Raw genomic sequence first — 6,577 nt, forward strand, 5'->3', positions numbered from 1 at the left:
CTTTAATAAGAGGGGTTTTTTATTATAAATTGATATGTTCAACATCCGTTCGAACTATAGAATACAATAGTGCATCATGTTGCTTATTTCCTTGATGAATATATCCACGTAATAACCCTTCTTTATGAAAGCCTATTTTAGATAACATTTTACAAGAAGTAACATTTTCAGGGTATGTAATAGCACCAATTCTAAATAAGCCTAAATCTTGAAATCCATAATGAATAATTTCCCTGGCTGCTTCTGACGCATAACCATTCCCCCAATAACGAGGATGTAAGTCATATCCAATTTCAGATCGTTTACTCCATAATTGTAAATTATTTAATCCAATTGTACCTATTAAAGCATTTGTTTCTTTTAATACAATCCCCCATCGTATTGCCTTTTTCTCAAAATAATTTTTTGAAAAAGATTCAATCATACGTGAAGCTTGTCCAAACTCCGTAAAAGAATTCATACCGTAAAAACACGTTACCTCATCCAATGAAAAGATTTCAAATATTTTTTGACAATAAGATTGTTCTATTTCAACTAAACGCAAACGTTCTGTTTCTAATATAGGAAATGCCATAGGATCACTCCTTTCTTTCTACTTATTCATTATAGCAGAAAACATATTTATAATTAGGAAAGTCCTCAATGTCCCATTAATCAAATATTTCAAGAGTAGCCTACCTTCTTAATTCAATACGAACTAAGAGTAACCCTTCTTGCATTTACATGATGCGAAAAATAAAGAGATGATCATAGTACACTGATCATCTCTTTATTCCATACTCACTTTTCCCTTCTAAAACAACACCCTACCCCATACATTTATGGTAAAATATAGTTGATACATTATTTTATTGTGGAGGTGTAAATTTCCTTTGTATATATTCATCAGCTTATCCCTCTTACTCATATTACTCATATTTTTATTTGCGAAAAAGTTCGCCCCAAACTCATTCATGATGACTAGTTTTAAAGGCAATAGCTTTAAAACATTTTCAATCAGCATTTTAATCGCCGCTACTCTTTCTCTTTCATATGGAATCTATCACGCAGCAACATATCAACCTAAACATTTAGATATCACACTTCAAAATCAAAACTTTACTGTTTTCGGTAATGTTGGAGAGCTTGGATATTTCTCAGAAGAACTACTAAAAAAAGATACAGAAGTTAAGCTACATTTTGCCTCTTGGAAACAAACGCAATTAAATAATCCAGAAATAATAGTAAACTATCCTTCAGGTAAACAGGAAACATGGAAACCGAACATTACATTAATTCCTGCCAATAAATTAAAAGAGAAACATGGTATAAAAGAGCTTTATCAACTCTCATCATATTCATTTAAAGAATCCGGTAACATAACATTAACGATTACTGAGAATCATAAAACGAATCAAAAGATCTCAATTCAAGTAAAATAAATAAAATGTCCCTCCAATATAACGGAGGGACATTTTATTTATTTATTTATTTATTTATTCATTTATTCATTTATTTATTTATGCTATATTAATTTGTCGGTTCATTTAATGTTGCAATTATCTTATTTGCAGTGTTCTTTCCATTTCCAATACACGCACCAATGCCGACACCGTAATATGAGGCACCCGCTAAGTATACATTAGGATATAGATCCTTCATTTTTTCTTGTAATGTTTGAACTGCTTGATTATGTTCTAAATGATATTTCGGCATTAAATCTTTCCATTTTGTCACTTCAACTACTTCTGGTTCACCTTTAATTCTGAGACTTTTTTCAATATCATATAAAGCGACTCGTACTAGTTCTTCTTCATTATAATTTTTAATCGTTTCATATACTGGGTTAGTGCTCTTATAAAACATTCTCACTAATAGCTTTTGGTTTCCAGATGTATGTTTCCACTTCCGACTTGTCCATGTACAAGCATCACAATGTAAATCACTGTTTTCTGTTACGATAAATCCTGTGCCGTCCGCTGGTAATTGTTCATCTAGTATATCAAATCCTAAGTAAATACTTATAAGTGATGAATTTTTAAATGTATGAAACTGCTCGTTTAACTCATTAGACTGTAATAAAGTTTCTGCGATATCATGCGGAGCTGCTAAAACAACATAATCAGCTTGGATTGATTCTTGATTTACAAAGGAGACTTCATAGCGATTACCTTGTTTACTTATAGCTGTCGTTACAACACCCTTCTTAACAACCGTCTCAGTCAGCACTTCTTCTAAACGATCAATAATCGTAGATAATCCACCTTTAAATGATACGAACTTTTTATTTCCTGCTGATTGAAACTGTTTTTTATTCTCTTCAAAACCTTTAATAATACTTCCATATTTATTTTTATAATCCAGTAAATACGGTAGTGTAGACGCCATAGTAAGCTCATTCAATTTTCCGGAATATACACCTGAAAGCACCGGAGCAATTTGTCTTTCTACTAACTCTTTCCCTAAAAAGCTTTCTAAAAATACAGCAAGAGAAGTATCCTTCGTAAACTCTTTATTTTTCGTTATGAAATCTTTTAAAGCAACAATTTTCCCTTTCGTTGATACTAGCGTACTGCTAAACAACGACTGGACACTCATCGGTATCCCAAATATAGTATCAGAAGGAATTGGATGTAAAGTATTATCAGAATATATGTAAGAAATACCCGTTTCGTTATACACCATTTCTTCTTCTAAATTTAAATCCTTTATAAGCGGCATGACATGTTCATTACGAGCAACGATAGAATCTGCTCCGGATTCCATAATAAAATCCTTTTCTTCTACACTATGGATTTTCCCACCTAAGTACTCTTCTTTTTCTACAAGGATTAAATTTAAATCTATATTATAATCCTTTTTTAATTTTTCTAAATAAAACATAGTAGAAAGCCCTGTTATACCTCCACCGATGACAACAACTGTTTTCATATGTATTGCGCTCCTAACCGATACAATTAATAATTCCTTTATTATTATACCCAAAAGTCCTTATATTCGACTAGCAACTTGCGCGTTCTGTAAGAAATTAGACAATATATTCGAATAAATTTTTGGTTGATCATTATGCACTAAATGACCAGCAAACGGAATAACGGCAATATGAATATTTTTGTTTAATTGTTTGAACGTTGTTGCAGCTGTAACTTCATCTTCTGAATCTCCCCCAACAATACAAAGTGTAGGTATTTGAAGATTCGCTACATCACCAGTTTCATCGAAAGGGTACCAATCTTTAACTTGCCACGATTCAAGCAATGCTTTCCAATCACTTTTTTCATGAATTTGATTCATATACGTTACAACTTCTTCATTTTTCATCAATTGCTGGTGACACTTCGCTTCATACTCCAATGACTCTTCCCAATTATCCCTCTTAACCGGAAATATACCTGAAAAAGTTAATGTTCTCACTTTCTCTGGATACTTTTTTGCAAATAATAAAGCGACTAATCCTCCTAGTGAAACACCAGCTATATGACATCTATCAATTTGTAGATGCTCTAACGTATCATATAAATCCTTTGCAGAACGTATGAAATAATCCTCCAATGCTCCTCCTGATCTTCCATGCCCTCTTAAATCAGGGCGAATGACTTGATAATTTTGTTCTCGAAAAAATGCTACCTGCTCTTCATATTCTACTAAACCTGTCATACCACCAGAGTGTAAAAGTATAATTGGTTCTCCTTCACCTGAAATGTGTGTATGTAATATCATATATTCCCCTCCAACAAAACAGAATATTCCATCCATTATTAGTATATAGAATATACATCTGAATTTCCAAATAAAAAAGAACTATAACATTTTCACATCATGTCATAGTTCTTCCTATTTTAAAAACATAAAGTAATTAATTAATTTGTCTATTTCTTGACTTAATGCCAATACTTTTTCATGTTGAATTCCGTAATCTGATACTAAATATAAAAGTTCTTCTTTCTTTATTTCAATTACTTTTTCCAATTTCACTAATTCCATGTTGTTTTACTTCTCTCTCCAATACTAAAATGTATGTATTTTAGTATAGCCTATTTACATAATTAGTAAAAGTAAAACACGTATGTAAAATCTTACAAATATAAAAACAATATACTATAACAAAGAATTTTTCAAAAAAGCATGACATTATACTGTCATGCTTTCACTATGCATTATGTACGATTAAACCGTCAGGTCTAAAACGACTCATCATAATTTCATTAATAAACTTTCCGTGAGCTTTCAAATTCCCTATCTTTACTCCCTCTTCTACAAATCCGAATTTTTCATATAAAGATTTCGCTTTCGGATTCGTTTCTAAAACACCTAGTTCTACTCTCTCTAGCATTAACCAATTATCAGCCAAATCAAGCATTTTTGTAAGAAGAGCTTTTCCAATGCCTTTATTATGATATTCACTATCCACCCCGATAAACAAGTCACCCGAATGAGATCTACGTCCTGGACTTTGGGTTAATCCAACAAATCCTACAACTTCCCCATCATACTCTGCAACAAATTCAAATTGATTTGAAGCTAAATTTCGAATTCTATTTTCCATCGCATCTACACGCATGCTAGGTAAGAAAACCATATAAGGTAAAACGTCATCTTGTATGCATATACGGTGAATCGCTCTAGCATCTTGTATTTCTACCGCTCTTACTTTGATCGTCATATTTTCTTCCCTCCATATTCATAACAATACATATTTCTATCCTCCTGAATGAAACCCCTTCTCTTCTTTATTTCTTTATATTATTTTTACATAATTATTTCAGTATAACATTAGATTCGCGAGCAACTTATCTACATTACGGTTAACTTTTTACTTTATTATATAACGCAAGCAGTTTTTCAATTGGAATACCATTTATTTTCATACCGGTTATATCACAATTTTCTATGTCCATATTTTTTAGATTACTATTACTTATCGTACTACCTTCTAAATCACATCTATTAAATGAAATAGGATCTTTATCTTCTCCGAGACTTGTATCTTTAAATTGAACTCCACCTAAAGTCACAAAATTAAATTTACTACCAGAAAGATTTAAATCTGCATATGAAGAATTTCTAAAATTTATATTTCTAAAATTTGATTGTCTCACATTACAATTACTCATCTTCATATTCATCATATTGCTACCAACAAAGGAACTGTTTTTTAAATTCACTTGATAATACTCTGTATTTGCTAGATTACAGTTTTCGTATTGGCTATTTTTCATATCTTTATTTTTTATTAGGTTCTCTTCAGCTGACTCTACAGTGATTCTTTTTACATAACAATACTCATCTTCAGACTTAAAAATAGTTTCATAGCCCATCTTTTTATAAAAATGATGATTATTAAGTTGTCTACTAGATGTTTCGAGATCCCAAATCCTTATGCTCGGATATTCCTCTTCTATTAATTTAATTACATATGACCCAATTCCTTTTCCTTGATAAACAGGCTCTACAAAAATACGATCAATTCGGCCATATGATTTACCTGAGATCGTAACTATAATTCCCCCGATTATTTTTCCATCCATTATCACTTTGTAACAATCCAATTCTTCGATTGAATATCTCATCATTTCTACTGAAGAATACCCTGGTGGTTGGATGTTATAGTCAATAACATCACCTTGACCACATAACCATCGTTTTTCTTCTTCATCAAATGTTCTTGTCATTATTTCTGTTAACTTTTCTGCATCTAAAATTGTAGCTTTTTCTATAAATATTGTTGTCATTTTTGCTTTCCCCTTTATTATTACAAGATAATAACCTTTGCGAACAAAATAATTATCAATTCACTTTTGTTTTTAATGTTTTTCCCATTATTATATATGGAACATCATTTTTACTTGGATGGAATGGCTCCAATATATTTACCCACTCTAATCTTTCATATAACGAACGCGCTTTTTCATTATTTATTTGCGTTGTTAAAACACTCGTTCTATTTGAAATCCTTTTTAGTAATTCATTATGTAATTTTGTTCCAAGACCTTCATTTTGATATTGTGGATGAACTGCTAACTCTACAAATTCAAAACAATCTTGTAACCACTCTTCTACTTGCTCTAGATTCAACGCTTCTCTCATTAATTGATTATAGTACTGTCCTTCTAATGAGCGATAACCATAAGTAAAACCAACCACTTCATTTTCATCATTTATTGCTACTATACCTTTAAAATCTGTATATTCTACATGTCTTTTCATTCGCTCAATCATTTCATTGAAATTTGTTTTCTCAAATGCTTTACAATATAACTGTGCCATATTATTGATTAAAACCTCATCATTTTCAATACGTAAAAATTCCATTCTACTTTCCCCTCCTATTAAAACCGATAAATCATTCAACTTTTATATTTATTTAAAAATAGAGAAACTTCAAACTATTAATCTCTCTTCTATTAAACTACGAATACATCTATATTTTCCACCCAAAAAAAATAATATACATGTATAAAAAGAAGAGCATCTGTAAAATATACAGTGAAGTGACCCCTAAAAGTTAGACACGGTTATTTCATTAGGCAGCTTGATCCAAATGAGTCCGGTATTGTACCGGGCTCATTTTTAATTTTGCCTTAATCCGTTTCGTATT

The 6,577-nt window shown here is 31.1% G+C and carries 8 protein-coding genes; 1 reads left to right on the forward strand and 7 read right to left on the reverse strand.

Annotation, left to right across the window (positions count from 1 at the left end):
* Positions 1–22 precede the first annotated feature (22 nt).
* Positions 23–574, reverse strand: a complete 552-nt coding sequence (locus ACTFRN_RS21940; RefSeq protein WP_000885371.1) for a GNAT family N-acetyltransferase — start codon at positions 572–574, stop codon at positions 23–25.
* A 298-nt stretch (positions 575–872) separates the two neighbouring features.
* Between ACTFRN_RS21940 and ACTFRN_RS21945 the strand changes: the two genes are divergently transcribed.
* Positions 873–1,421: a hypothetical protein gene (locus tag ACTFRN_RS21945; protein ID WP_049111734.1), complete on the forward strand. Its 549-nt coding sequence runs from the start codon at positions 873–875 to the stop codon at positions 1,419–1,421.
* Positions 1,422–1,509: 88 nt separating this feature from the next.
* On the opposite strand, the gene ACTFRN_RS21950 is transcribed toward ACTFRN_RS21945, so the two are convergent.
* The 6 genes from ACTFRN_RS21950 to ACTFRN_RS21975 form a co-directional block, all read right to left on the reverse strand.
* Positions 1,510–2,910, reverse strand: coding sequence for a protoporphyrinogen oxidase (locus ACTFRN_RS21950; RefSeq protein ID WP_049111731.1), 1,401 nt, complete (start codon positions 2,908–2,910; stop codon positions 1,510–1,512).
* A 60-nt stretch (positions 2,911–2,970) separates the two neighbouring features.
* The gene (locus tag ACTFRN_RS21955) at positions 2,971–3,699 is read right to left on the reverse strand and encodes an alpha/beta fold hydrolase (protein ID WP_074568283.1); all 729 of its coding nucleotides are present in this window, start codon (positions 3,697–3,699) and stop codon (positions 2,971–2,973) included.
* 114 nt (positions 3,700–3,813) lie between these two features.
* Positions 3,814–3,963: an aspartyl-phosphate phosphatase Spo0E family protein gene (locus ACTFRN_RS21960; RefSeq protein ID WP_000424361.1), complete on the reverse strand. Its 150-nt coding sequence runs from the start codon at positions 3,961–3,963 to the stop codon at positions 3,814–3,816.
* A 166-nt stretch (positions 3,964–4,129) separates the two neighbouring features.
* Complete coding sequence (locus ACTFRN_RS21965) at positions 4,130–4,642, reverse strand: GNAT family N-acetyltransferase (protein WP_000153565.1); 513 nt, start codon at positions 4,640–4,642, stop codon at positions 4,130–4,132.
* A gap of 142 nt (positions 4,643–4,784) precedes the next feature.
* Positions 4,785–5,711: a GNAT family N-acetyltransferase gene (locus ACTFRN_RS21970; protein ID WP_000207432.1), complete on the reverse strand. Its 927-nt coding sequence runs from the start codon at positions 5,709–5,711 to the stop codon at positions 4,785–4,787.
* Positions 5,712–5,766: 55 nt separating this feature from the next.
* A complete protein-coding gene (locus ACTFRN_RS21975; RefSeq protein WP_049111726.1) occupies positions 5,767–6,291 on the reverse strand; it encodes a GNAT family N-acetyltransferase in 525 nt (174 codons plus the stop codon).
* Positions 6,292–6,577: the final 286 nt, after the last annotated feature.

This window comes from Bacillus cereus group sp. MYBK245-2, from assembly GCF_051916145.1.
Taxonomy (GTDB): domain Bacteria; phylum Bacillota; class Bacilli; order Bacillales; family Bacillaceae_G; genus Bacillus_A; species Bacillus_A pacificus.